Genomic DNA, 22,935 nt, shown 5'->3' on the forward strand with positions numbered 1-22,935 from the left:
TTTTTTATTTATTTTATACAATAATAACCAAAATTCTTTGTCTTACTTCAAAGCTGGCTAAAGAAATCCTTTGCATTTTCGCTGGTTCGGGGTATAATAAATGAAAAATAATTATTTTAGCAAATCATTACTTTTAATAAGGAGATTATTATGTATCAGATAGACTTCCATAAACCGCTTCACATTCACTTTATCGGTATTGGTGGAATCAGCATGAGTGGCCTGGCTGAAATCCTTCTTGGCGAGGATTTTAAGGTTTCCGGTTCTGATTCCAAGGAGAGCCCGCTTACCGATTCCCTGACCCAAAAGGGCGCACGCATTTTCTACGGACAGCGTGCTTCTAATATTACAGACGATGTTGAGCTTGTGGTTTACACAGCTGCTATCCATCCGGATAATCCGGAATATGCCTGTGCTGTGGAAAAAGGCATTCCAATGCTGACCAGGGCCCAGCTTCTCGGACAGATCATGCGCAACTATGACACACCTATCGCCGTTTCCGGTACTCATGGCAAAACCACTACCACTTCCATGATCTCCCAGATCCTTCTGGCGGCAGATGCAGACCCGACCATCAGTGTCGGCGGTATCCTTCCTTCCATCGGCGGAAATATCCGTGTAGGCCAGTCTGAGACCTTTGTCACAGAAGCCTGCGAGTATACCAACAGTTTTTTAAGCTTTTTCCCGAAGATCAGCATTATCCTGAATATTGATGCGGATCACCTGGACTTTTTCAAGGATATTGATGACATCCGTCATTCCTTTCGCAAATTTGCCCAGCTGCTTCCCACTGACGGAGCACTGATCATCAATGCAGATACCCCTCATTATGAAGAGATCATCAAAGATCTTCCCTGTAAGGTAATTACATATGGTCTGGAGCACGATGCACAGTACCAGGCTGCCGGTATTACCTATGATAAGTATGGTCATGCTTCCTTTACTGTCCTAAAGGATGGCAAAAAGGCCGGCAGTTTTTATCTGAAGGTTCCGGGCAGCCATAACGTATCCAACGCACTGGCAGCAATCGCACTGGCCCAGCTTCTTCAGGTCCCGGATGAGGTAACCATCAAAGGGCTTGGAAGCTTTACTGGCACAGACCGCCGTTTCCAGTACAAAGGTGAAGTAGCAGGCGTTACCATCGTGGACGATTACGCACATCACCCAACTGAGATCCAGGCCACCTTAAATGCAGCACACAATTATCCGCACAAGAAACTGTGGTGCGTATTCCAGCCTCATACTTACACCCGTACCAAAGCTCTTCTTCCAGAGTTTGCACAGGCGCTTAAGCTGGCAGATCATGTAGTTCTGGCTGATATCTATGCAGCGAGAGAGACCGATACTCTGGGAATTTCTTCCCAGGATCTTCAGGCAAAAATCCAGAAGCTTGGCACACCATGTGAGTATTTCCCTACCTTTGACGAGATCGAGACCTTCCTTTTGAACAACTGTGAGGCCGGAGATCTGCTGATCACAATGGGCGCTGGAGATGTGGTAAAGATTGGGGAGCAGTTACTTGGAAAGTAATTGATTTTGAATTTGTTTTATAAATAATTGCGCTTCAGGCGGCTATCATGACTTTTAAGTTCTGACAGCCGCTGTTTTTATTTACGCGGTGCAAAAAAATTTATCCACATCAAAAAAAGCTTGGAAATTCAATCAATTTAGGAGTTATCCACATTATCCACAGGCTTATGCACATTTTCACACTGGTGTACATGTGGATTCTTATGTGTATAAAGTGCTTAACATAATATTACGTAACAAATCGACAAAAATCACAGTTTTTCTTTTATTTTCCGCATTTATCGGGTTTCCCATAAACATTATGTGCAACTTACTTTCCACATTATCCACATTATCCACATTGTAATCCACACACATCTTGGAAAAGGTCTGGCAGAAAATCTCCTATTCTCATTTAAAAAGGGGTGTGCTATAATGCAGACAACAAGATAAATAGGAACGTAAGTTTGTCCCAGACAGCCACACGACTGTTCCACGCAGATTCCGAATTCCAGACAAGGAGCATTTTCATGATCAAGTTACATAGCACAGGACTTCATGAGACCACTGTTTTATCCAATCTTTTTATTGACCGTTATATGCCAAAGGCCAACGGCGAATTTGTAAAAGTCTATATTTATCTGCTCCGTATGCTGGGCAGACCAGAGGAAGCCTTCGGGCTTTCCCAAATGGCAGACTCCCTGTTCTGTACAGAGGGGGATATTCTCCGCGCGTTAAAATACTGGGAGAACGAGAAGCTGGTTTCTCTTTTATATGAAGGAACAGAATTAACCGGAATTACATTGCTTGCGCCAAGGAATGAGACAGATATGCAGACTGCGATAAGCCCGAAGAAGCATTATAATGCCAGTTTTCTCAGGGAAGAGTCTGCCCCGTACCATACAGGTTTCCCTGAACCAGCAGACACTGGCGCTGCGGACAACACAGGTGATACACCATTCCCAGATGATGGTCTCGCCATTTATGGCACAGATACGCCTCTCCCCGCAGTTTCCTCCCAGCCCGTTTCCGAACGTAAGACGCTCACACCGGACCGGGTAAAGGAGCTGAAGCAGAACGAAGATATTATCCAGCTTCTTTATATTGCAGAACAGTACCTGGGGAAGACACTTACCCCTACTGAGACACGTAAGATTTTGTTTTTCTATGACGAACTGCATATGTCTGTAGATCTGATCGACTATCTGATCGAATACTGCGTAGGACGTGACCACCGCAGCATCCGCTATATAGAGACCGTTGCCATGGCCTGGAAGGAAGAGGGGATTACCACGGTGGAAATGGCTAAGGATTCCACTTCCCGCTACAGCAAAGAATATTTTTCAGTTCTGAAAGCTATGGGGATCACCAACCGAAATCCTTCCGACGTGGAGATTTCTTTGATCAACACCTGGACGAAGGACTACGGATTCACTATGGATTTAATCCAGGAAGCCTGTTCCCGGACTGTCCTACAGACCGGCCAGCCAAGCTTTCCCTATGCTGACAAGATTCTGCAGCGCTGGAAGGATAAGAGTATCCGAACTTTAGAGGATGTTCGTGTTCAGGATGCCCAGCACCAGAAGCGCAAACTGGAAAAGGCCGCAGTCAAGCCACCCCACCCCAAGGCTTCTGCACCCAACCGTTTTAACAATTTCCATCAGCGGAATTATGACTTTGCCGAATACGAGAAGAAATTACTGAACAAGCCCAATTAACCCCCTATGTTCCATACCCTGGAAGGAGAATTTACATGCCCTTACAGAATTACCAATACGATACCATAATGCGGGAATACAACCGCCGCCAGGCCCGTAACCGCCGTGTGCAGGAGGAGCATCTTGCAGAAGCATATGGGAAGATTCCCCGCCTGCGTGAAATTGACGAGGAAGTAGCTACTCTAAGTGCCCGGAAAGCACGTGCCCTGATCAGCCGACAGGAGACCGGCATAGAAGATCTGCGCAATGACATTGCACTGCTTTCCCAAGAGCGCACTGCGCTTCTGCTCTCTTCCGGTTATCCGGCAGATTATCTGGAGATGAGCTACACCTGTCCTCTTTGTCAGGATACCGGCTATATCGGTAGCCAGAAATGCACCTGTTTCAGGAAGGCAGAGATCGAACTGCTTTATACACAGTCAAATTTGAAAGAAATTCTTGAAAAAGAGAACTTTGACCACTTTTCATTTGACTTTTATTCTGATACAATAACAAATGATTCAACGGGACTGACCGAACGTGAGACAGCCCGCCGTGCTTACAATCTGGCCAGGGAATTTATCGCGGACTTTGATAACTCCTTCCAGAACCTGTTTTTCTACGGTGACACCGGTGTGGGGAAAACCTTTCTTTCCCACTGTATTGCCCACGATCTTCTGGACAGCGCACACTGTGTACTGTATTTTTCCGCATTTGAGCTGTTTGATTTTCTTGCCAGCTCTGCTTTTTCCAGAAGCAGCGATGCCCCCGATGATGAACCGATTTTTGACTGTGACCTGCTGATCATTGATGACCTGGGAACCGAGCTGACTAACAGCTTTGTATCCTCACAGCTTTTCCTGTGTATCAATGAACGGATCATGCGCAAAAAATCTACAATTATTTCCACAAACCTGAAGCTGGAAGATTTCTCAGCGACTTATTCTGAGAGAACCTTTTCCCGTATTGCCAGCAACTATCAGATGACCAAGCTTGTGGGAAAGGATATCCGCATTCAGAAAATTTTTTTAGGAGGAAAGTAAAGAATGGCACAAGAAGAATTGACTACCCTTCCCGTTGGAAGACTGGGATTAGTTCCTTTGGAAAGCTGCAAGAGCCTTGGACAGAAGGTCGATGAATGGCTCGTTCAGTGGCGTAAGGAGCGTGAACATTCAGAATCAGATTCTTTCGCCTTTGAAGGATACAAGAGAGATTCCTATACCATCAAAGTTCAGAACCCGCGTTTTGGTTCCGGTGAGGGTAAATGCGTCATCACCGAATCTGTACGAGGTGACGATATTTATATCCTTGTAGATGTATGCAACTACAATATTTCTTATCCAATCGGCAGATTTACCAACCTGATGTCTCCGGATGATCATTACCAGGATCTGAAGCGTGTAATTGCAGCAATCGGAGGCAAGGCCCGCCGTGTGAATGTAATTATGCCATATCTTTATGAAGGCCGTCAGAGTAAACGTATCGGAAGAGAATCTCTTGACTGCGCTACTTCCCTTCATGAACTGATCAATATGGGTGTTGAGAATATCATCACCTTTGATGCACATGATCCCCAGATTCAGAATGCAACACCACTTCATGGTTTTGAGACAGTACAGCCTTCTTATCAATTTATCAAGGCTCTTCTGAAAAATGAGCAGGGACTTCACATTGACAACGAGCATTTCATGATCATCAGCCCGGATGAAGGCAGCATGAGCCGTGCGATTTATCTTGCCAATATCCTTGGTGTTGATATGGGTATGTATTATAAGCGTCTGGATTACTCCAAGAATATAGGAGGCAGACACCCGATTGCAGCTTATGAGTTCCTGGGACCAAATGTGGCTGGTAAGGACATGATCCTGATCGATGACATGATTTCTTCTGGAGATACCATTCTGAAGATTGCTTCTCTTCTGAAAGAGAGAGGTGCTGGCAGAATTTATCTCTGCTCTACTTTTGGACTGTTTACAGATAACCTTAAGAAATTTGATGAGGCATATGCCGCTGGTGTATTTGACAAACTTCTCACCACCAACATGGTATACCAGTCTGAAGAGCTTCTTGCAAAACCGTATTACATTTCCTGTGATATGAGCAAGTACATTGCACTGATCATTGACACGCTGAACCACGATATGTCCGTAAGCCATCTGCTGAACCCTGTTGACAGGATCAAGCGCTGTGTAAACAATTATATGGCTCAGTATGACCAGAAATAGGCATTCTGCATTTCATTTGTTTTATTACAACTAAAATCCGAATAATCATTTGAGGCTGACACAGTTTTGTGCCAGCCTCTTGTTCGTCACTACAATAATTACTTTTATTTATCTTTATTTTATTCTATGGTTTTTTCAGATTTTCTCAATGTAGCTAATTTACTGCTTTCCAGAAAATATACTCTTTACGTTTTCGTTCTTTGTAAGAAGTATGATCTGCCGTGGCTGCTTTTTCATCCACCGAGAAATTGCCATAAGACTCTCTTTTCTTTTTCCATGAAAAACATCATCCAGAACCACTGGGAGTATTTTTTCATCCGCTAGCAGTTCGCTGGCCGCCATGCGAATGGAAAAGTACAAAACTTCAATTTCTCCCCTCTCCAGCTCTTCTACTCCAACAGTGCCATCTTCCATGCTCAGTTCAATGCGCTGTCCTTCATCTCCGTAGAATTCCATAAATTTGCCATTTGTAAGCTCCCGTAAGATTCTGGAAGCCCGGATACGTATTTTTCTGCCCTTTTGCAGATAAATATTTCTGGACAGTTCCCCAATGGTATCCATAGCCAGATTCAACGCCTGTGTTTCCAGTTCTTCCGAAGTAGGAAGAGAAGTCTCGTTCTCATACTCCTGATACTCACTCTGCAAATTGGTAAACGCAGTCAGTTTTTCTTCATAGGTTCCGTCAATATCTTCTTGGCTGGATTTCAATTTCTCCTGCCGGGACTGCAGATACGCCTTTTTCTTCTTTTGTTTCACAAATTCCATGCGCAGTTTTCTTCGGGCGGTAAGTGTATAGATTACCGTTGCGATTGCCGCAAGAATACATACATCCATTCCCAACTTCGACATTTCATCTGTTAACTGGAAACTTCCTACAATTCCTACAATTCCAACAATGATTGCCAGTGCTCCTGCAATTACCATTCCCAGATTCTTTTTCTCGATTGCCTGCAATTGTTCCTCAATAACTGCTGCCTCTTCTTTTCCCTCTGCGGAATACATCCTTGCCTGGGCCTGAGCTACCTGCCCTTTCTGACCACGAAGGCCATTTAATTCATTCTCCAGATTTTCCAGCTCTGTGGCCAGCTTTTCCTTTTCTCTTAAAACAGCCTTCTGCCCGCGTTCTTTTTGGGAAAGATAACCCTTTCGCCACATTTTCAGCATCTGCTCTGATCTTCCAAGATCAAGCAGGCCATCGCCGCTCTTGCTGAGAATGCTAAGCTTATTTTGAATCTCTCTTGCCATTTCTGCGGGAGAATTTCCAGAAAGAGCCTCTGTCAAAACGGCATTATCAAAGATAGTTTCACTGATTCCTCCCAGAAGCTTCTCTAACGTTTCATTTTCTCCATCCAGCATTTTACCGGTGTCTTCACAGAACAGCTGACAATCATCTGTTTCTGCCCCAAATTCCCGTGTTAAACGGTAATTTCTTTGTCCAGACCGGAACCAGATTGTTCCGCCCTCTTTTTCTACAGATTCCTGGGCGTTTTTTTCTGTATAAAATTCATTCTTTCTCACACCTTCTTCCGGCATCCCAAAGAACATATCTTTCATAAAAATAAACACAATATTTTTTTCAGCCTCATTCACACCATAAAACATATTTACTCCTGATGAGAATTCTATGGTTTTATCTTGAAGTCCGCCAAAATTTTTAATGAATATGCGTTTTAAAATCATATAATCTTGTTACCTCGCACCACAACTCATGCATTCACCTAATATCCTGCTTCCTATTTCCTGCAGACAAAAACAGATCAGCTGGAGCGTCTGGTTTCCAGCAATGCCTGCAGCCCATAATAGAGAGCCTTATCCTCCACTGTATTTCTGTTTTTCTCCTGAAAGAAGCGGATGTAATCTCCAATCAGCGTTCCTGCATACCTCTTCTGCAGACTTTCCAGATCATAAGCAGGCCTTGTTTCATCCAGTACTTCTGTAATATTTCCAAAAGATTTCAATTTCTCCGGGATCAGAAACAGTTCCGGTTTTCTTTTTCCCTGAAGGATCACACGGTATATGTTCAGTCCGCCTCTTCTGAAGATTTCATCTTTCAAGGTATCTTCTACGGAAAGCTGTGTACTTCCCTCATTTACGTTAATCAGAAGCTGATTGTAGGTGCGCATGGAAAATGGTACAAATCGGGTTCTCACCTTGCCATTTTCTATTCTGCCTTCTATATAGCCGTGTTCTCCAAAGTCATTGCTGCAAACAGGCTCCAGAGTCCCGCTGTAAGCCGCCACATCCCGGATCAGACTCTGCGGCGTATGTAAATGTCCAAGCGCAATATAATCAAAACCAGTCTCCGCAAGCGCAGCCACATTTACAGGGCAATGACTTCCATCTCCTCCATGAGCCAGTAGAATATGAACCCCTTCTCTTCCTGCCAGTCTTACACTGTCATAGACAGGAGCTTCGATCTTGGGATGCTCATAGCTCATTCCATATACATAGACGTCAGATTTTGTATCTTTCACGCAGGTAATTTTTTCTTCCTGAAAAAAGGTTACATTTGGCGCCCAGGAAAACTCTCGGTAAAAGGAATCCCCTTTCAGATAATCGCTGTCACCCGCCATCAGATAGACACTGGTATTCGGAATACTGGAAAATAAATTATTTACTTCATTCAATTCGTATGGAAGAGGCTGACGGTGGAACAAATCTCCAGCTATAAATAACAAATCCACCGGATTTTCGCGGATGCCCGCAATAACCCGGCGGAATGTTTCCCAGATTTCATTCTCCCGCTTCTCACTCCATGGGCAGCCCCTGTCTGGAACCGCCCCAAGATGTACATCTGCAAGATGAATAAATCTCATTCTTTTACCTCATTTTATAAATCGCAGTTGTTAACTGTTCTCGGGAATGGGATTACGTCACGGATGTTGCCCATTCCGGTAAGATACATAACGCAACGCTCAAATCCCAGGCCAAATCCAGAATGACGTGTAGAACCGTACTTACGCAGGTCAAGATAGAAGTCATAATCTTCTTCCTTCAGTCCCAGCTCAGCCATACGCGCTTTCAGCTTGCCATAGTCATCCTCTCTCTGGCTTCCGCCGATGATCTCACCAATTCCAGGAACCAGGCAGTCCATAGCTGCAACTGTCTTACCATCCTCATTTGCCTTCATATAGAAAGCTTTGATTTCCTTCGGATAGTCTGTAACAAAAATAGGTTTCTTGAAGATCTGCTCTGTCAGATAACGCTCATGCTCTGTTTGCAGGTCGCATCCCCAGGATACCTTGTAATCAAATTTATCATTGTTCTTCTCAAGAAGTTCAATGGCCTCTGTGTAGGTAACACGGCCAAACTCAGAGTTCGCAACATGGTTCAATCTGTCCAGAAGTCCCTTGTCCACGAAGGAATTGAAGAAATTCATCTCCTCCGGAGCATTCTCCAGAACATAGCTTATCACATATTTCAGCATAGACTCTGCAAGATTCATGTTATCCTCAAGATCTGCAAACGCACACTCCGGCTCAATCATCCAGAACTCAGCAGCATGACGTGTGGTGTTAGAGTTCTCTGCACGGAAGGTCGGTCCGAATGTATATACGTTACGGAATGCCTGTGCAAAAGTCTCACAGTTCAGCTGGCCGCTTACTGTCAGGTTGGTCTCCTTGCCAAAGAAATCCTGAGTGTAATCAATATTTCCCTTATCATCAGCAGGAATATTGTTCAGATCCATTGTTGTAACCTGAAACATCTCTCCTGCACCTTCACAGTCGCTTCCAGTGATCAGTGGAGTGTGTACATAAACAAACCCTCTCTCCTGGAAGAATTTATGGATTGCATATGCACAAAGGGAACGTACACGGAATACAGCCTGGAATGTGTTTGTTCTGGAACGAAGATGTGTGATTGTTCTTAAGTACTCAAGGCTGTGACGCTTCTTCTGAAGTGGGTAATCTGGTGCAGAAGCTCCTTCAACAGAAACCTCTGTTGCCTGGATCTCAAATGGCTGTTTTGCCTGGGGAGTCGCTACCAACATTCCTTTTACAATGATTGCTGCTCCTACATTCAGTTTGGAAATCTCAGCAAAATTATCCATTGTATCATGGTAAACCACCTGAAGCGTCTCAAAATAGGTTCCGTCATGGAGCACAATAAATCCAAAGGTCTTAGAATCACGAACGCTTCGTACCCAGCCGCCTACTGTAACTTCTTTGTCCAGGTATTTCTCCCGTTCTCTATAAATCTCTTTTACCGTTGTAAGTTTCATAATTAGTTCCTCTTTCTCCTCATTTTTCCAAACACTCGTTTCTCTATAGTATAGACTATTCCGGTTATTCGCGCAAGGCTATTTAGATTTTATTTTGTCGGATAAAAACAATGAATAAACGCAAAAGAAGACCGCAGCTTATAAAGTTAAGCCTTAGCCTTCTCTTTGGTAAATTTAATATTCTGTATTTATTTTAAATTTCATTCTGAAACTGTTCTTCTTACCAGGCCGTCAGATAATCAAGGCAATATTTGAATATCCGCTTGTAGGTCTTCGTGGTGTAGTGCAAGCCATCGTCTATCGCCACATCCTGACCGCCGCCACCAAGATTAGTTCCATAACCATTTTTAAGAAGATAGGAATAGGTGTCAATATATCCATATGTGCTGCCAAGTCCACTCTTTAAAACGGAATTGAACTTGCGGATCACTTCTTCTTTTCGTATGGCATTTCTTCCCAGGTATTCAATTGTTTTACTGTTGACCGGGTTCACCGACATAATAAACAATTTACAGTTTTTCTTCTGAAGAGTTCCAGCAATCTCCTGTAAATACTCTACATAATTGTACATATTTCCAGGATCGTTCACTCCCAGGTTGAAAATTACAGCCGTCGGTCTCTGCACAGAATAATTTGCTTCTGCCAGCTTGAGAATGGAACTGAATCCATCTTCTTTCAGCCAGTCAAGGCCTTTTCCCTCCTGGCACACAAAATCAATATCCCTGGTAATGCCAGAATCTGAACCGAACTGTCTCTGTAGAGTAAGTTCCATACGGACGGTTCTGGAATCTCCCACAAAAATAATGTGGCTGTAACCTCTGCTGCCGCTTCCATTTCCAATTCTCCAACCGCTGGACGCCAAGAGATCGGAAGCCGTTAAATCTTCCTCATAAGAACGGTTAAATACCACCGCATATAACTTCAGGTTTCCATTAACTGTAATGGTATCTCCCGCTTCATAACGCGGTGATGTACTCTTGCCCGGCTGAACATCCCATCCCATAAAGGTATATCCAGAAGCATTTCTTACAGATGGAAGAGTATAGGTAGCTCCAGATGAAACACTCTCTGTCTTATAGATAGTTCCATTATTTTTACAAAGAGTTACCGTATAGGCCTTGCTGGTCTTATATACTGCATAAAGCTTCTGTGACTTTTTGATCCGGACTTTCTGTCCCTGGGTATAGGTAGCTTTGGTAGCATTCTTGCTTGTGCTCCAGCCAAGTGCTTCATATCCACTCTTTGTCGGAACAGACGGTAAAGTGAGATAAGCCTTGCGCGTGACAGATTTATTTAGTGCTTTAAATGTACTGTTTGCACTTCCGTTGGTATTATAGAAATAAACCTTATATACACCAACTTTCTTCCTGACCGCATACAAACTTATATTCTTTTTCAGCTGGATTTTTTTACCTGCTGCGTATGTAGCCTTAGTAGCATTTTTCTTCGTAGACCATCCAAGATTCTGATAACCGGTTACAGATGGAACAGCCGGAAGCCGAATCTTAGAACCTGACTTTACTTTGATCCTGAGACTGTTGTAAGAAGGCTTGCCACTTGTATTCCTAAATCTGGCCACCACATACTTAGCCGCTGCCTGTACAGTCTGTGCTCCGCCAAGGGAAATTCCTTGTTTCTCCCCGCTAGGCCCCCCGGATATAACCAGCATTACAGCCAGCAATACCCAGAAAATCATGTTCTTTCTTGTTTTATTTTTCATAGACACTCCTCTGCTTTTAAATGCCTTTCCTGTTCCCTTTACAACTATAACAAAAATAAACTTTTTATGCTACTTTTAGTATAATAGAAATTTGTTTTTCTTTCAACCTCGTAACAGGTATTTTTATAATTTTGTTACATTTTTGTTACTGGCATGTTGCAAAGAAGCTGTTTTTTTGCATATTTTACAATGTCTGAATAAAGCGCATGAAGGCTGCTCTGCCTTCTTCTGTACACTTGTAAACTCCAGCATCCTCCAGAACGTGAACAAATACATTTCCAACTTCTTTGTGCAACACTTCTTCAATATTATCACGATCAAGATAATCATATCTCGGCAGGAATTCTTTTACCCAGTCTGCATGCTTCTCGATCTTTTCATTGGATGCAATATCCTTACCTTCCAAAATATAATCAGCCAGAAGCTCCAGTTCCTCTTTCAGTCTTGCAGGAAGTACGGCAAGTCCCATAACCTCGATCAGACCAATATTCTCTTTCTTAATGTGATGATACTGTGCATGAGGATGATATACACCAAGAGGATTCTCCTCGGTAGTAATATTATTTCTCAGAGTCAGATCCAGTTCGTACATATCTCCTTTTTTACGTGCGATCGGAGTGATGGTATTATGTGGTTCACCGTCAGTTTCTGCAAAAATAAATGCAGCTTCATCGGTATATCCTCTCCATACCTCCAACACATGTGTAGCAAGGTCGATCAGTCTCTTCTCATCTTTGTGACGGATACGAAGTACAGACAAAGGCCATTTTACAATACCCGCTTCCACATCCTCATAGCCTGGGATGATTACATGCTTCTCAATTTCAGCCTTCGCCATGGCAAAAGTATAATGTCCGCCCTGGAAGTGATCGTGGCTGAGAATAGAGCCGCCAACAATCGGCAGATCCGCATTGGAGCCCAGGAAATAATGAGGAAACAGTTTCACAAAATCAAACAGCTTAATAAAAGTATTTCTCTCGATTTTCATTGGTGTATGCTGGAAATTGAACACAATACAGTGCTCATTGTAATACACATATGGAGAATACTGCATGCCCCACGGACTATCATTTATGGTAATTGGGATGATCCTGTGATTCTCTCTCGCTGGATGATTTGCACGTCCTGCGTATCCTTCATTCTCCGGGCAGAGAAGACATTTCGGATAACTGCTCGATTTTATAAGTTTTGCAGCGGCAATTGCTTTTGGATCTTTCTCAGGCTTGGAAAGATTGATGGTAATATCAATCTCTCCATAAGGAGAATCTACTGTCCATTTCTGATCCTTTTTTACGCGGTAACGACGGATATAATCACTATCCTGGCTTAATTTGTAGAAATAATCGGTTGCTTCTTCCGGAGATTTTTCGTATTTTTCCCAAAAGGTTTTCTGTACCTGAGCCGGACGAGGCATAAGACAGTTCATCAGTCTGGTATCAAATAAATCCCGGTATACTACGCTGTCCTGGATCAGACCTCTCGCTACAGCTTCATCCAGCAGTTCCTTCAGAACCAGCTCCAGATTAATGTTGGAATATTCTTCTGCCGGTTCTGTGTACTCATCTTCTTTAAAAACATCAAGAAGAAGATTAGTTGTGTAATTTTTCTCGCAGGCAGGAGTCATCCCTGTCTCAATCCCATACTGCACCAGTTTTTTAATACTTTCGCTTAACATTTTTCTGTCCTTTCCTGTTGCTTTATTAATAATTTAATTTCTCAACATAACTGATAAAAATATTGCCTGCTTTGTCAAACAGATCCTTACTATCATTCATACCATACGGATAAGTTTCACCCTTGACCGGATCATATAAATAGGTGTTGTATTCATCATACCCGATAATTACCACACTTGTATTATCACCGGTCTTTGCAATAACAGGTCTCTGGGCACTGATCTCATACAATACACTATCCAGTGTACATCCAGAAAGGTCAATAATTGCTCCTTCATCCCCCAGTGCCTCCTGCAAAGCATTTGTATCAAGGGATGCGCTCTTTATGGCCTCTGGTACATCCTCCAGATTAAGGATTAGCTTGGTCTTTTTGTTTCCACGCTCCCATACATACTGCTGAGCACGATTCAATACCACGCCTGTCTGGTCATCTGCACGCAAAACAGCGAGTGCCGGATCTGTGTAAATACCATCCAGACCGCCTTTTGCATAAACATAATAAATATCATCTTCCGGAATCTGGGTATCCAGAATAATACTGTCATCGTTTGCATTTTTCATCTTGGCATATACTACAAGCGCATCCTGTATCTCCGGTGCCTCATCCAGTGCCAGCCTAATCTGTGTTCCCGTTCTGTTATTGCTTGCCAGTTCAATAGAAGCAATACTAGCTGCAGCTTTTACATTATTCAGAATATTATCTTTGCTTACCGCTTCATAACCTTTCTTTGTCTTCTTTGACAATTCAAACTCCATCATGGTATTTCCCATGGTCACATCGGTTATATACAACCCATCCTGATGATATTCTTTTTTTACAGTTCCATCAAACCCTTCAATACGGATCGTATGGATTCCGGTGGTCTCATGTCCGTTGCTGTCTGAAATGATATCTCCATCCACCACAATCCCGTAAACAAGATCTTCATTCATAAATCCGTTTAAGGTAAGCTTCTGTCCACTGGATGGTGCAAGAGTCCTTGTCTCTAGTGTTTCGAAATCAATTTCCTTTATATAGCCTGCACTTTCACCGCTCTGGATCAACCACGCCGCATGAGCGCCTGTGTCAGAGACTGTAAAAGCATCTGTTTGGATATCCTGATCCAGGACTTCACTTTTTCCATCTGTAATATGAATCTGATAAAGTTTCTGTGCAAACAGCAGGAACAGAGAATTATCTGTACTTACATAGGATAAGGTTCCAAGATCCTTCTTCAAAAATTCATAGGATTCTGTAGATGGAATAAATGCCTTTTCTTCCACCACATTCTGGTCATTGCTGTAATGATATACGCAGACACCGCTGTATCCCTCGCGGATTCCCCGGTTCATATATCCGTACAGAACAAAATCCACATCTCCGTTATCTTCCACCCGAATGATCTTTATATCATGCTGCCATCTGGAATCCCGGAAGTCTCCATCTGTTTCCTTACGAAAGCTGAAAATCCTGGAAAACTTTCCATCGTTTGGTGAATAGGACCACAGATCCCCTTCCTGAACAAAAGCAATGACTCCGGCAGTTTCATTCATCATATACTCCACATTTTTATCCCGCACTCCCAGAAGAAGTCCTTTATCTGAAATGCTAATGGAATTCTCGGAGAATACTTGTGATGCGCTTCTCTTGAAATCCAGAAGCATGATCCTGGTCTCTGTATAACGCATCCGGTAAAATTCTGTTACGTCATAAATTTCCTGATTTCCATCTGTATTTGTTGCCGCAATCTGATATTCCAGGGAAAAGCTGGCGGTTGTTTCATTTATGTCTTTTACAACCGGAATCCCCTTTCGGTAAATCTGCGGACTTAAGTTTCCCCAGCTGATCTCTGCAAATGTGGAATTAATACCAACATCTGTATAATTAGTAGTTGTATTGGAGGTATCTGGTTCCAGATAACTGGTCAGATCTTCTGCCGTTGCCTTGTCCATGCATTTCTCATAAAAACTCTTTACAAACTTTACATACTGAACGGTATTTACATTGGATCGTGAAACCACTCTGGTATAATAATAAGCAGTTCCTTTATTTGTCTCAAGAGATATCTGCAGGGAATATTCCTGATTCATAAGAAGGTCACTGTTTATCTGGATCTTTGTTGCCAGATAGCTGTCGTTTTTATCCAGGCTTTTCACTTTTCGGTTCTCAAGAACCTTGCTTCCATCTGAAGTACGGATTTCATAGGAAAGACTTTTTACCTTTGTAGCATAGGGATTTATAACAAGAGACAATTCTCTGGAAGTGTCCAAAGGTGTCACACTGTCTCTGGTAAAATCCGACTGCATAGGCTGTGCATAGCCATACATTCGATTGGCATATTCCCCATCAAAATCAACCATTACTTCCGGAAAAACCGGATCATTCATATCAGAGCGGTCATCCGTGGTCTCACTGTTCAGCAGAAAAGAACTTCCTGCCACACCAAGAACAAAAACAAACAGGAGGATCACTGCTCTGCGTAAAAATTTAATCATTTTTTCTCCCCTTAATTTTCTGCGTTTACCTCCCCCTGCGGGTACAGAAGTCTTTCTAATGTAGGACTGATATTCAGCACCTCCATAAGATTTGCTGCTTTTTCCATGTCTTTCTTATTGCCAGTTTTTACTGCACGTATAAGAAGATTCTTGGGCGTATGCTCCATGTCTATAAATTCCAGGATCTGTGTTTCATATCCCATACTTTCTAACAGGTTTGCCCGAATTCCATCTGTGAAAAGTGCTGACATTCTCTCTTTCAGAATCCCATACTTCAATATAGGCTCTAACATTTCATTTTTAATCTGGCGATTTATCTCATGCTGGCAGCATGGCACAGACAAAATAACTTTTGCTCCCCATTCCACAGCCTTTGCAAGTGCATAATCCGTAGCTGTATCACAGGCATGAAGTGTAACCACCATATCTACAGCAGAAACGCCTTCATAATCCGCAATATCTCCCTGATAAAAACGAAGCTTTTCATAGCCATATTTTTCAGCAAGATGATTACATTTCTGAATTACATCTGTTTTCAGATCCAGGCCTATGATATTTACATCATATCTCTTCAGCTCTCTAAGATAATAGTACATGGCAAATGTAAGATATGATTTGCCGCATCCAAAATCCAATATGGTTACTTCCTTCTGCTGATCCAGCTTTGGCAAAATGTCCTGGATAAATTCCAAAAATCTGTTGATCTGCCGGAATTTATCGTACTTTTGGGTAATAATCCTGCCGTCTTTGTTCATAACTCCAAGGTCAACCAGAAACGGAACCGGAATATTTTCCTTAAGAATGTACTGTTTCACACGGTTATGTGCCAATATCTGTGGCATTTCTCCCGATAGTCCCAGCTTATCCCTCCCTGACACCAGTTTTTTCCCCTGGCTGTTTCCGGGATGACGTCTGGTCTTTATAGTTATCTTGCCTTTTTTACTTACCAGAACAGTTCCGTCCAACGCCATCCCACTGGCCTGAAGCTGTGAAAAACCATGCAGAAGTTCTGTTTTCAAATACCTTATCAGTTCTTCTCTTGGATAGTTTTTGTGGAGTACTTTCGTTCCCACTGTCTCAGAAGCCTGATAAACCACCTGCCCCTTTATTTCAACCGGGCGTATCTTAACCTTCGATGGCCCATCACCTCTGCCTCCGCTTAAAACAGCCTGACACAGCCGCTCATTAATCTGTTCCTCTAAATATTCGTCTATTGTTTTCATAGTTATTATAATTGTTTTCTTCTAAATTCTGTAATCACTTATTGCAGGTTCCACATCATCTGTAAAAAGCTCCCCGGCACCTTCTTCTCCGGCAACGCCTTCTGGATATCTCGTGAAAAAGAAGTACTTCCGCCAGATCACCCAAAAGACTGTCAGACATGGTTTCCAGCTCCGACTCCTTTTTCACTTCATCCACGATTTTCTTTCCAAGATGATACAGCATATATCGGTCCGGATATTCATCATACATTCTGCTGCCTTCGTAATCCAGAAGATCACATTCTTCTTCCACCTTCTCCTGGATTTTTCTGGCTGTTTCTGGATAGTATGATTTCATCAGAGAAAATTCTTTCTCCAGTTCCATTTCCCCTCTGTAAAGCATCGGGTTTGCGAAGCTGGCGTAAAATGGATAAAAATCTTTATATATCATATCAGCAATCTGATTCCTTTTCCATTTCACTTCCAGTATATGCAGCACCCCAGTTTCCGGTTCATTATGCCATTTTTGCCAGCATATTAAGAGTAAGCTTCACGCTATGCTCTACAGCTGCCTTCTCAAATTCACTGTAATCCATCTGGGCACTGCCGTCCGCTTTGTCAGAAATAGCGCGAACAACCAGGAATGGAATTTCATTCAGATAAGCAGCCTGTCCAATTGCAGCCCCCTCCATTTCTGTAGCATATGCAGAAAATTCCGATACGATTCTATCCTTCACATCCTGGTCACAGACAAACTGGTCTCCAGAAGCAATTCTTCCTTCAAACACCTGGATCTCCGGATTTACTTCCTGGCACACCCCTTTTGCAAGCTTACGAAGCTTCTCGTCTGCCTCAAAGAAGAATACCGGCATCTGCGGAATCTGTCCCTTGCGGTACCCAAATCCAGTAGCATCCATATCATGCTGTACCACATCTGTAGAAAGAACAATATCTCCAATATTAATGTCTTTATTCAAGCTGCCTGCAATTCCTGTATTAATGATCGCATCTACAGAAAATACATCCGCCAGGATCTGGGCACAGATACCCGCATTTACTTTACCGATTCCAGAACGGACTACTACAGCCTTTTTACCAGCCAGTGTTCCTTCATAAAAATCCATGGAAGCTTTTTTGATAATTCGCACATCTTCCATTTTTTCTTTTAAAATCGCAACTTCCACTTCCATTGCGCCAATAATACCGATTGTTTTCATTTGTTATTCTCCTCTATTTTATTCCTTATTAAAAAGTAAACAAATTCTTCAACTGACATTATACCAAAACTTCTTCCTATGTCCAACTTAAATTTGGCATGGAAACTTATATTGTGTTCTGTTATAATTAAGAATGCTATGAGAGAAGGATTTATCCAACTCCCGAAAAAATAATGGAGGAAAAAACGATGGAATATAAAACAAAAGGTGTTTGCTCTATGGCAATCCAATATGATCTTGATGATGAACAGAAAGTTCACAACGTGAAATTTATCGGGGGATGCTCTGGCAATACACAGGGTGTTGCCAAACTTGTAGAGGGTATGCCAGCGAAAGAAGTCATCGCACGCCTGGAGGGAATCCAGTGCGGACGCAGACCAACTTCATGTCCAGACCAGCTTGCTACCGCTTTAAAAGAAGCGCTTTCATGATTATTTCGCCCCGGGATAAAATCCCGGGGACTTTTTTATTATGTTCCAGCAGTTTCCCACTTTTTGGCTTTTAGCTGGAACTATTTCTTATTTTCTAAATGTCATTCCGGTCCCATTTGTCACACAGGGACTGCACTTCTCTGGAAAACTTCTCCAGATCCTTATTCGGACAGCCTTCATTCTTCCGGATAACAGACAGCAGACGATGTCCGAGAGCAAGAAGCTTCTCGTATGCCCTGGCTGCTTTGGAAGCCTTCCGAACAGCAGATGGCTTCTGAATTTTGATTCCCTCTGCTTCATAAACAAACTCACCTGTGGCAAGATCGAATTCTGTTCCACTAAATGGAGCATACGTGTTATAGCCCAATTCATCATGCAGTCTGGATGCAAACAGCTCCGTCACGCTGTCCTCACCATGTGTCACAAACACTTTCTTTGGCTTTTCCTCAAAGGCCCTGATCCAGTCTATCAGTCCATTTACATCCGCATGTCCGCTGATTCCCGGCATACGGCAGATCTTTGCAGCTACATGCACAGGTTCACCAAACAGCTTGATTTCCTGGGCACCTTCTATGAGTGCACGGCCGGCAGTTCCGACAGCCTGATATCCCACAAAAAGAATAGTACTGTCCTCTCTCCACAGATTATGTTTCAAATGATGCTTGATTCTTCCAGCATCACACATTCCACTTGCAGAGATGATAACTTTAGGTTCCCCATCAAAATTAATTGCCCGTGAATCTTCGCTGGTTACTGATATTTTCAGACCAGGGAAGCTGATGGGGTTGATTCCCTTTCGGATGAGTTCCAGCGCTTCCTCATCAAAGCAATCATATTTGTGATTGCCAAAAATAGTCGTTGCCTCAATTGCAAGAGGGCTATCCACAAACACTTTAAAATTGTCATGTCCATGAACTAACCCCTCGGCTTTGATCTGTCGAATAAAATACAACATTTCCTGCGTTCTTCCAACTGCAAAGGATGGAATGACCACATTGCCTCCTCTGTCAAAGGTTTCCTGAATAATATCTGCAAGAAGGCGCTCATAATCTGGTCTCTCACCATGACTTCGGTCTCCATACGTAGATTCCATCACCACATAATCTGCCTTTTTCAGATAGACAGGATCTTTTATCAAAGGCTGATTGGTATTTCCAATATCTCCGGAAAATACAATTGTCTTTTCTACTCCATCTTCACAGATGTTTACTTCAATGCTACTGGAACCCAGGAGATGTCCTGCATCAATAAATCTTACCCGGATGCCTTCGCCAGGAATAATGCCAGTTTCATATGGGCAGCCCACAAAATTATGGATTACCCCCAAGGCATCTTCCATGGTATACGCCGGTACAAATTCCGGCTTGCCCTGCCGTTTTGCCTTACGGTTACGCCATTCAGCCTCAAACATCTGGATATGGGCACTGTCACGAAGCATGATATCACACAAATTGCAGGTAGCTTCTGTAGCATATATAGGACCTTTGAAGCCTTTTGCATATAGCGCAGGCAGATTTCCGGAATGATCCATGTGCGCATGGGTTAACAGCACAAAGTCCAGATCTCCCGCTGGCACAGGAATATCTTTGTTTTCATAATAATTTGGTCCCTGCTCCATTCCACAGTCTACAAGGAATTTTTTTCCGGCGGCTTCCAGATAGTAGCAGCTTCCGGTAACCTCATGTGTTGCTCCAATAAAAGTGATCTTCATACAGATTCCCCCTTTTACCCAGAACTTGTTACTGTTACTAAAAAACAGTACGCTAAGCTTTAATTTTGATTGTATATAATATGCTGGATCGTACTGACAAATTTAGCAGAATCCGCCTGGCCAGCCATACTTCCTGCCAAAATTCCCACAGCAGCAAGCAAAGCAATTCCTGCCGTCACCCCATACCGGTACCATGGTTTTTTCTCTTCTTTTTCAAGTGCCAGAAGCTTGTCAGAAAATTCAACAATCATATCAATATCACTTTTCTGAATGGATTCTTCGGTTTTTTCAATTATTTCTTCAGTTGCTTTTTCAGTTCTCTCTTCAGGACTCTCTGAAATTTCCTCGGCTTTTTCTTCTTCCCAGCTTCCTGGAAATCTTACAATCTCTGCAGTTTTCAGTGCAGCCTCTGCCCCATCTCCATTCTCTTCAAGCATTCCCTCTGCTTTCAGACGCTTCAGAAAACGCTGATAGGATTTATCAATTTCTTCTGCTGGAATAGGAGTATCGTCTTTCCGATCTCCAAGAAGGCTGTCCTCTATCATTTTCGCCTCCTTGATCATCTCCTCTTCCAGCAGTTTATCCGCCTTTTCATCACTTATTTCTTTGTTCATTTTTCTCTCCCGGATTTTTATTTTCTTGACAATTCCCCTCCAGGGGTTCATATTTATAAAATAAACCGTTACTGCTCACAATGTGACCAATAACAAAAACAATTATTCAGGAGGATCCTATGAAACATATTATCCTTACCGGCGGTGGTACTGCCGGACATGTTACCCCGAATATTGCCCTGATTCCTGCATTAAAGGAAAAAGGTTATGAAATTTCTTATATTGGCTCCTACGATGGCATTGAGAAAAAGCTGATCGAAGAGCTTGGAATTCCTTATTACGGAATCGCTTCCGGTAAATTACGCCGCTATTTCGATTGGAAAAACTTCTCAGATCCATTCCGTGTTCTGAAAGGTTATTTCCAGGCAAAAAAACTCATGAAACAGCTGAAACCCGATGTTGTGTTTTCCAAGGGTGGTTTCGTAACCGTACCAGTTGTAATCGCAGCGGGAAAACGTCATATTCCTGCAATCATCCATGAATCTGATATGACTCCTGGCCTTGCAAACAAATTATGTCTTTCTTCTGCTGCTAAAATTTGCTGTAATTTTCCTGAAACTGTCAACAGTCTTCCAAAAGAAAAAGCAGTTCTCACTGGCACTCCGATCCGTCAGGAGCTTCTCCATGGGGACAAAGAACGTGCCCGCACCTATTGCGGTTTCACTTCTGAGAAACCAGTTCTGCTGGTTATCGGAGGAAGCCTTGGTGCTGCTTCTGTAAATGAAAATGTTCGGAAAATCCTTCCTGAACTGCTGAAAGAATTTCAGGTGATCCATATTTGTGGTAAAGGAAAAATGGATGAAAGCATCCAGATGACAGGTTATGTTCAATACGAATATGTTCAGGAACAGCTTCCTGACATGTTTGCACTTGCAGATGTGGTAATCTCCCGTGCAGGAGCTAATGCAATCTGCGAACTTGCCGCGCTTTCCAAGCCCAATCTCCTGATCCCATTATCTGCAAAAGCAAGCCGCGGTGACCAGATCCTTAACGCTCGTTCCTTTGAGCGCCAGGGGTACAGTGTAGTGCTGGAAGAAGAAGAGATTACAGAATCCACTCTTCTGGAAGCAATCCGTAAGCTCTATCAGGAGCGTGATAAATACATTGCGGCTATGTCTGCAGGTAAAAACTTAAATTCCATTCAACATATCGTTAAATTGATTGACGAGTGTGCCCGTTCATAACTTTTTATGTCAACTCACCCCGGGCAGCAAAGAAAGTCAGACCTGTAGTCTTGCATACCTCTGTAAAATACAGAGGTATGCTTTTTTCAGTTAAAGTTATTCTTTTTCCAATCTTTCCAGTTCTTCCAAGAGCCAGTTTCTTGCCCTAAGGACTCTGTTATTCACATTATTTCTGGTATAGCCAAATTCCCGCGCTACCTCTTCTGTGGAAACGCCTTCCATTACAACTCTCATGAAAATCATGTAGTTTACAGGATTTTTCCTGTGGAGATTCTCGAACGCCATTGATAAATACTGTCTTTTCTCCATTCCAAGTAATGCAGCTTCTGCGCTTTCTGTAGTACGATACTGCAATTCTGCCACATCATTGTCATACATTACTTCACGCTTTACATATGATTTTCTCAGATAATCTCTTCCCTTGTTGGTTGTTTTCCACACTACCAGTGCATGAAGCCTCGCTTCACATGAAACATCCAGTCTTTCCCTGATTCCATAGAAGTACATGAATACTTCCTGTGTTACATCTTCTGCGGTAAAACGGCTTTGTACAATTGCACTTGCAACTTTAACTGAGACATCATAGTAGCGATCATAAAACGCTTTAAATTCTTCACTATTCATCTCTTGTACCCCGTTTTTTCTCAGTTTTTCAGTTTCTCCAGGATCTCCTTCTTCACTTCGTCGGTCAAAGTTCCAGGTTCCCAGGTAATTCCCACTTTATCCCCTTTATATCTTGGGATCAGGTGCATATGGAAATGGAAAACAGTCTGACCTGCCGGCTCTCCATTGTTCTGTACAATGTTGAAGCCATCGCACTTCAGTGCATCTGTCATCTTAGTTGCCATTTTCTTTGCCAGGATCATGGCCTTTGCAGCCATCTCATCAGAGATTTCATAGATGTTTGCAGCATGTGCCTTAGGCAAGATCAAAGCATGTCCCTTACTTGCCGGACCAAGATCCAGAATCACTCTGAAATCATCATCCTCATACAATGTTGCAGCTGGAATTTCTCCATTGGCGATTTTACAAAAAATACAATTATCCATAGT

Annotated in this window: 19 protein-coding genes; 6 read left to right on the forward strand and 13 right to left on the reverse strand. The window is 42.7% G+C overall.

Going from position 1 to position 22,935, the window contains the following annotated elements; genetic code table 11:
* Positions 1–150: 150 nt before the first annotated feature.
* The 4 genes from murC to LIQ05_RS05665 all read left to right on the forward strand — a co-directional run bounded on the left by murC (position 151) and on the right by LIQ05_RS05665 (position 5,431).
* The gene (gene murC, locus LIQ05_RS05650; protein ID WP_226819311.1) at positions 151–1,530 is read left to right on the forward strand and encodes a UDP-N-acetylmuramate--L-alanine ligase; all 1,380 of its coding nucleotides are present in this window, start codon (positions 151–153) and stop codon (positions 1,528–1,530) included.
* Between the two features lie 509 nt (positions 1,531–2,039).
* Positions 2,040–3,227, forward strand: a complete 1,188-nt coding sequence (locus LIQ05_RS05655; protein ID WP_264292724.1) for a DnaD domain protein — start codon at positions 2,040–2,042, stop codon at positions 3,225–3,227.
* A 35-nt stretch (positions 3,228–3,262) separates the two neighbouring features.
* Positions 3,263–4,249, forward strand: coding sequence for an ATP-binding protein (locus tag LIQ05_RS05660; RefSeq protein ID WP_226819313.1), 987 nt, complete (start codon positions 3,263–3,265; stop codon positions 4,247–4,249).
* Between the two features lie 3 nt (positions 4,250–4,252).
* A complete protein-coding gene (locus LIQ05_RS05665; RefSeq protein WP_226819315.1) occupies positions 4,253–5,431 on the forward strand; it encodes a ribose-phosphate pyrophosphokinase in 1,179 nt (392 codons plus the stop codon).
* A 159-nt stretch (positions 5,432–5,590) separates the two neighbouring features.
* On the opposite strand, the gene LIQ05_RS05670 is transcribed toward LIQ05_RS05665, so the two are convergent.
* The 9 genes from LIQ05_RS05670 to LIQ05_RS05710 all read right to left on the reverse strand — a co-directional run bounded on the left by LIQ05_RS05670 (position 5,591) and on the right by LIQ05_RS05710 (position 17,943).
* Positions 5,591–7,111 carry an AAA family ATPase gene (locus tag LIQ05_RS05670; RefSeq protein ID WP_226819317.1) on the reverse strand — a complete coding sequence of 507 codons (1,521 nt, stop codon included), beginning with the start codon at positions 7,109–7,111 and terminating at the stop codon, positions 5,591–5,593.
* A gap of 77 nt (positions 7,112–7,188) precedes the next feature.
* Positions 7,189–8,247: a metallophosphoesterase family protein gene (locus LIQ05_RS05675; RefSeq protein WP_226819319.1), complete on the reverse strand. Its 1,059-nt coding sequence runs from the start codon at positions 8,245–8,247 to the stop codon at positions 7,189–7,191.
* A gap of 14 nt (positions 8,248–8,261) precedes the next feature.
* Positions 8,262–9,653, reverse strand: coding sequence for an asparagine--tRNA ligase (asnS, locus tag LIQ05_RS05680; RefSeq protein WP_226819321.1), 1,392 nt, complete (start codon positions 9,651–9,653; stop codon positions 8,262–8,264).
* Between the two features lie 220 nt (positions 9,654–9,873).
* The gene (locus tag LIQ05_RS05685; RefSeq protein WP_226819323.1) at positions 9,874–11,373 is read right to left on the reverse strand and encodes an InlB B-repeat-containing protein; all 1,500 of its coding nucleotides are present in this window, start codon (positions 11,371–11,373) and stop codon (positions 9,874–9,876) included.
* Between the two features lie 184 nt (positions 11,374–11,557).
* A complete protein-coding gene (gene galT / locus LIQ05_RS05690; RefSeq protein ID WP_226819325.1) occupies positions 11,558–13,048 on the reverse strand; it encodes a UDP-glucose--hexose-1-phosphate uridylyltransferase in 1,491 nt (496 codons plus the stop codon).
* Positions 13,049–13,073: 25 nt separating this feature from the next.
* Positions 13,074–15,524 carry a C39 family peptidase gene (locus tag LIQ05_RS05695; protein WP_226819327.1) on the reverse strand — a complete coding sequence of 817 codons (2,451 nt, stop codon included), beginning with the start codon at positions 15,522–15,524 and terminating at the stop codon, positions 13,074–13,076.
* 11 nt (positions 15,525–15,535) lie between these two features.
* The gene (locus tag LIQ05_RS05700; RefSeq protein ID WP_226819329.1) at positions 15,536–16,747 is read right to left on the reverse strand and encodes a methyltransferase; all 1,212 of its coding nucleotides are present in this window, start codon (positions 16,745–16,747) and stop codon (positions 15,536–15,538) included.
* 55 nt (positions 16,748–16,802) lie between these two features.
* Entirely contained in the window at positions 16,803–17,177 is a 375-nt protein-coding gene (locus tag LIQ05_RS05705) for a hypothetical protein (RefSeq protein ID WP_226819331.1), read from the reverse strand.
* Between the two features lie 64 nt (positions 17,178–17,241).
* The gene (locus tag LIQ05_RS05710) at positions 17,242–17,943 is read right to left on the reverse strand and encodes a 5'-methylthioadenosine/adenosylhomocysteine nucleosidase (protein WP_226819333.1); all 702 of its coding nucleotides are present in this window, start codon (positions 17,941–17,943) and stop codon (positions 17,242–17,244) included.
* 188 nt (positions 17,944–18,131) lie between these two features.
* On the opposite strand from LIQ05_RS05710, the gene LIQ05_RS05715 reads away from it, so the two are divergent.
* Complete coding sequence (locus LIQ05_RS05715; protein WP_021925966.1) at positions 18,132–18,374, forward strand: TIGR03905 family TSCPD domain-containing protein; 243 nt, start codon at positions 18,132–18,134, stop codon at positions 18,372–18,374.
* 94 nt (positions 18,375–18,468) lie between these two features.
* Here LIQ05_RS05715 and LIQ05_RS05720 read toward each other — a convergent pair whose 3' ends face one another.
* On the reverse strand, positions 18,469–20,085 hold the full coding sequence (locus tag LIQ05_RS05720) for an MBL fold metallo-hydrolase RNA specificity domain-containing protein (RefSeq protein WP_226819335.1): 1,617 nt from the start codon (positions 20,083–20,085) through the stop codon (positions 18,469–18,471).
* A 59-nt stretch (positions 20,086–20,144) separates the two neighbouring features.
* Entirely contained in the window at positions 20,145–20,699 is a 555-nt protein-coding gene (locus LIQ05_RS05725) for a hypothetical protein (RefSeq protein ID WP_226819337.1), read from the reverse strand.
* Between the two features lie 119 nt (positions 20,700–20,818).
* Between LIQ05_RS05725 and LIQ05_RS05730 the strand changes: the two genes are divergently transcribed.
* A complete protein-coding gene (locus LIQ05_RS05730) occupies positions 20,819–21,883 on the forward strand; it encodes an undecaprenyldiphospho-muramoylpentapeptide beta-N-acetylglucosaminyltransferase (protein ID WP_226819339.1) in 1,065 nt (354 codons plus the stop codon).
* A gap of 96 nt (positions 21,884–21,979) precedes the next feature.
* Here LIQ05_RS05730 and LIQ05_RS05735 read toward each other — a convergent pair whose 3' ends face one another.
* The gene (locus LIQ05_RS05735; protein WP_226819341.1) at positions 21,980–22,507 is read right to left on the reverse strand and encodes an RNA polymerase sigma factor; all 528 of its coding nucleotides are present in this window, start codon (positions 22,505–22,507) and stop codon (positions 21,980–21,982) included.
* A gap of 20 nt (positions 22,508–22,527) precedes the next feature.
* Positions 22,528–22,932 (reverse strand): HIT family protein, encoded by a 405-nt coding sequence (locus LIQ05_RS05740; RefSeq protein ID WP_226819342.1) that lies wholly within the window; start codon positions 22,930–22,932, stop codon positions 22,528–22,530.
* Positions 22,933–22,935: the final 3 nt, after the last annotated feature.

Origin of the sequence: Blautia glucerasea (genome assembly GCF_020537505.1) — a bacterium.
Lineage (GTDB): Bacteria > Bacillota > Clostridia > Lachnospirales > Lachnospiraceae > Blautia_A.

What these genes read in the sequence shown, in the direction of transcription:
- murC (WP_226819311.1), top strand. Translation starts at nt 151, where the DNA reads ATGTATCAGATAGACTTCCATAAACCGCTTCACATTCACTTTATCGGT.
- LIQ05_RS05655 (WP_264292724.1), top strand. Translation starts at nt 2,040, where the DNA reads ATGATCAAGTTACATAGCACAGGACTTCATGAGACCACTGTTTTATCC.
- LIQ05_RS05660 (WP_226819313.1), top strand. Translation starts at nt 3,263, where the DNA reads ATGCCCTTACAGAATTACCAATACGATACCATAATGCGGGAATACAAC.
- LIQ05_RS05665 (WP_226819315.1), top strand. Translation starts at nt 4,253, where the DNA reads ATGGCACAAGAAGAATTGACTACCCTTCCCGTTGGAAGACTGGGATTA.
- LIQ05_RS05670 (WP_226819317.1), bottom strand. Translation starts at nt 7,111, where the DNA reads ATGATTTTAAAACGCATATTCATTAAAAATTTTGGCGGACTTCAAGAT.
- LIQ05_RS05675 (WP_226819319.1), bottom strand. Translation starts at nt 8,247, where the DNA reads ATGAGATTTATTCATCTTGCAGATGTACATCTTGGGGCGGTTCCAGAC.
- asnS (WP_226819321.1), bottom strand. Translation starts at nt 9,653, where the DNA reads ATGAAACTTACAACGGTAAAAGAGATTTATAGAGAACGGGAGAAATAC.
- LIQ05_RS05685 (WP_226819323.1), bottom strand. Translation starts at nt 11,373, where the DNA reads ATGAAAAATAAAACAAGAAAGAACATGATTTTCTGGGTATTGCTGGCT.
- galT (WP_226819325.1), bottom strand. Translation starts at nt 13,048, where the DNA reads ATGTTAAGCGAAAGTATTAAAAAACTGGTGCAGTATGGGATTGAGACA.
- LIQ05_RS05695 (WP_226819327.1), bottom strand. Translation starts at nt 15,524, where the DNA reads ATGATTAAATTTTTACGCAGAGCAGTGATCCTCCTGTTTGTTTTTGTT.
- LIQ05_RS05700 (WP_226819329.1), bottom strand. Translation starts at nt 16,747, where the DNA reads ATGAAAACAATAGACGAATATTTAGAGGAACAGATTAATGAGCGGCTG.
- LIQ05_RS05705 (WP_226819331.1), bottom strand. Translation starts at nt 17,177, where the DNA reads ATGATATATAAAGATTTTTATCCATTTTACGCCAGCTTCGCAAACCCG.
- LIQ05_RS05710 (WP_226819333.1), bottom strand. Translation starts at nt 17,943, where the DNA reads ATGAAAACAATCGGTATTATTGGCGCAATGGAAGTGGAAGTTGCGATT.
- LIQ05_RS05715 (WP_021925966.1), top strand. Translation starts at nt 18,132, where the DNA reads ATGGAATATAAAACAAAAGGTGTTTGCTCTATGGCAATCCAATATGAT.
- LIQ05_RS05720 (WP_226819335.1), bottom strand. Translation starts at nt 20,085, where the DNA reads ATGAAGATCACTTTTATTGGAGCAACACATGAGGTTACCGGAAGCTGC.
- LIQ05_RS05725 (WP_226819337.1), bottom strand. Translation starts at nt 20,699, where the DNA reads ATGAACAAAGAAATAAGTGATGAAAAGGCGGATAAACTGCTGGAAGAG.
- LIQ05_RS05730 (WP_226819339.1), top strand. Translation starts at nt 20,819, where the DNA reads ATGAAACATATTATCCTTACCGGCGGTGGTACTGCCGGACATGTTACC.
- LIQ05_RS05735 (WP_226819341.1), bottom strand. Translation starts at nt 22,507, where the DNA reads ATGAATAGTGAAGAATTTAAAGCGTTTTATGATCGCTACTATGATGTC.
- LIQ05_RS05740 (WP_226819342.1), bottom strand. Translation starts at nt 22,932, where the DNA reads ATGGATAATTGTATTTTTTGTAAAATCGCCAATGGAGAAATTCCAGCT.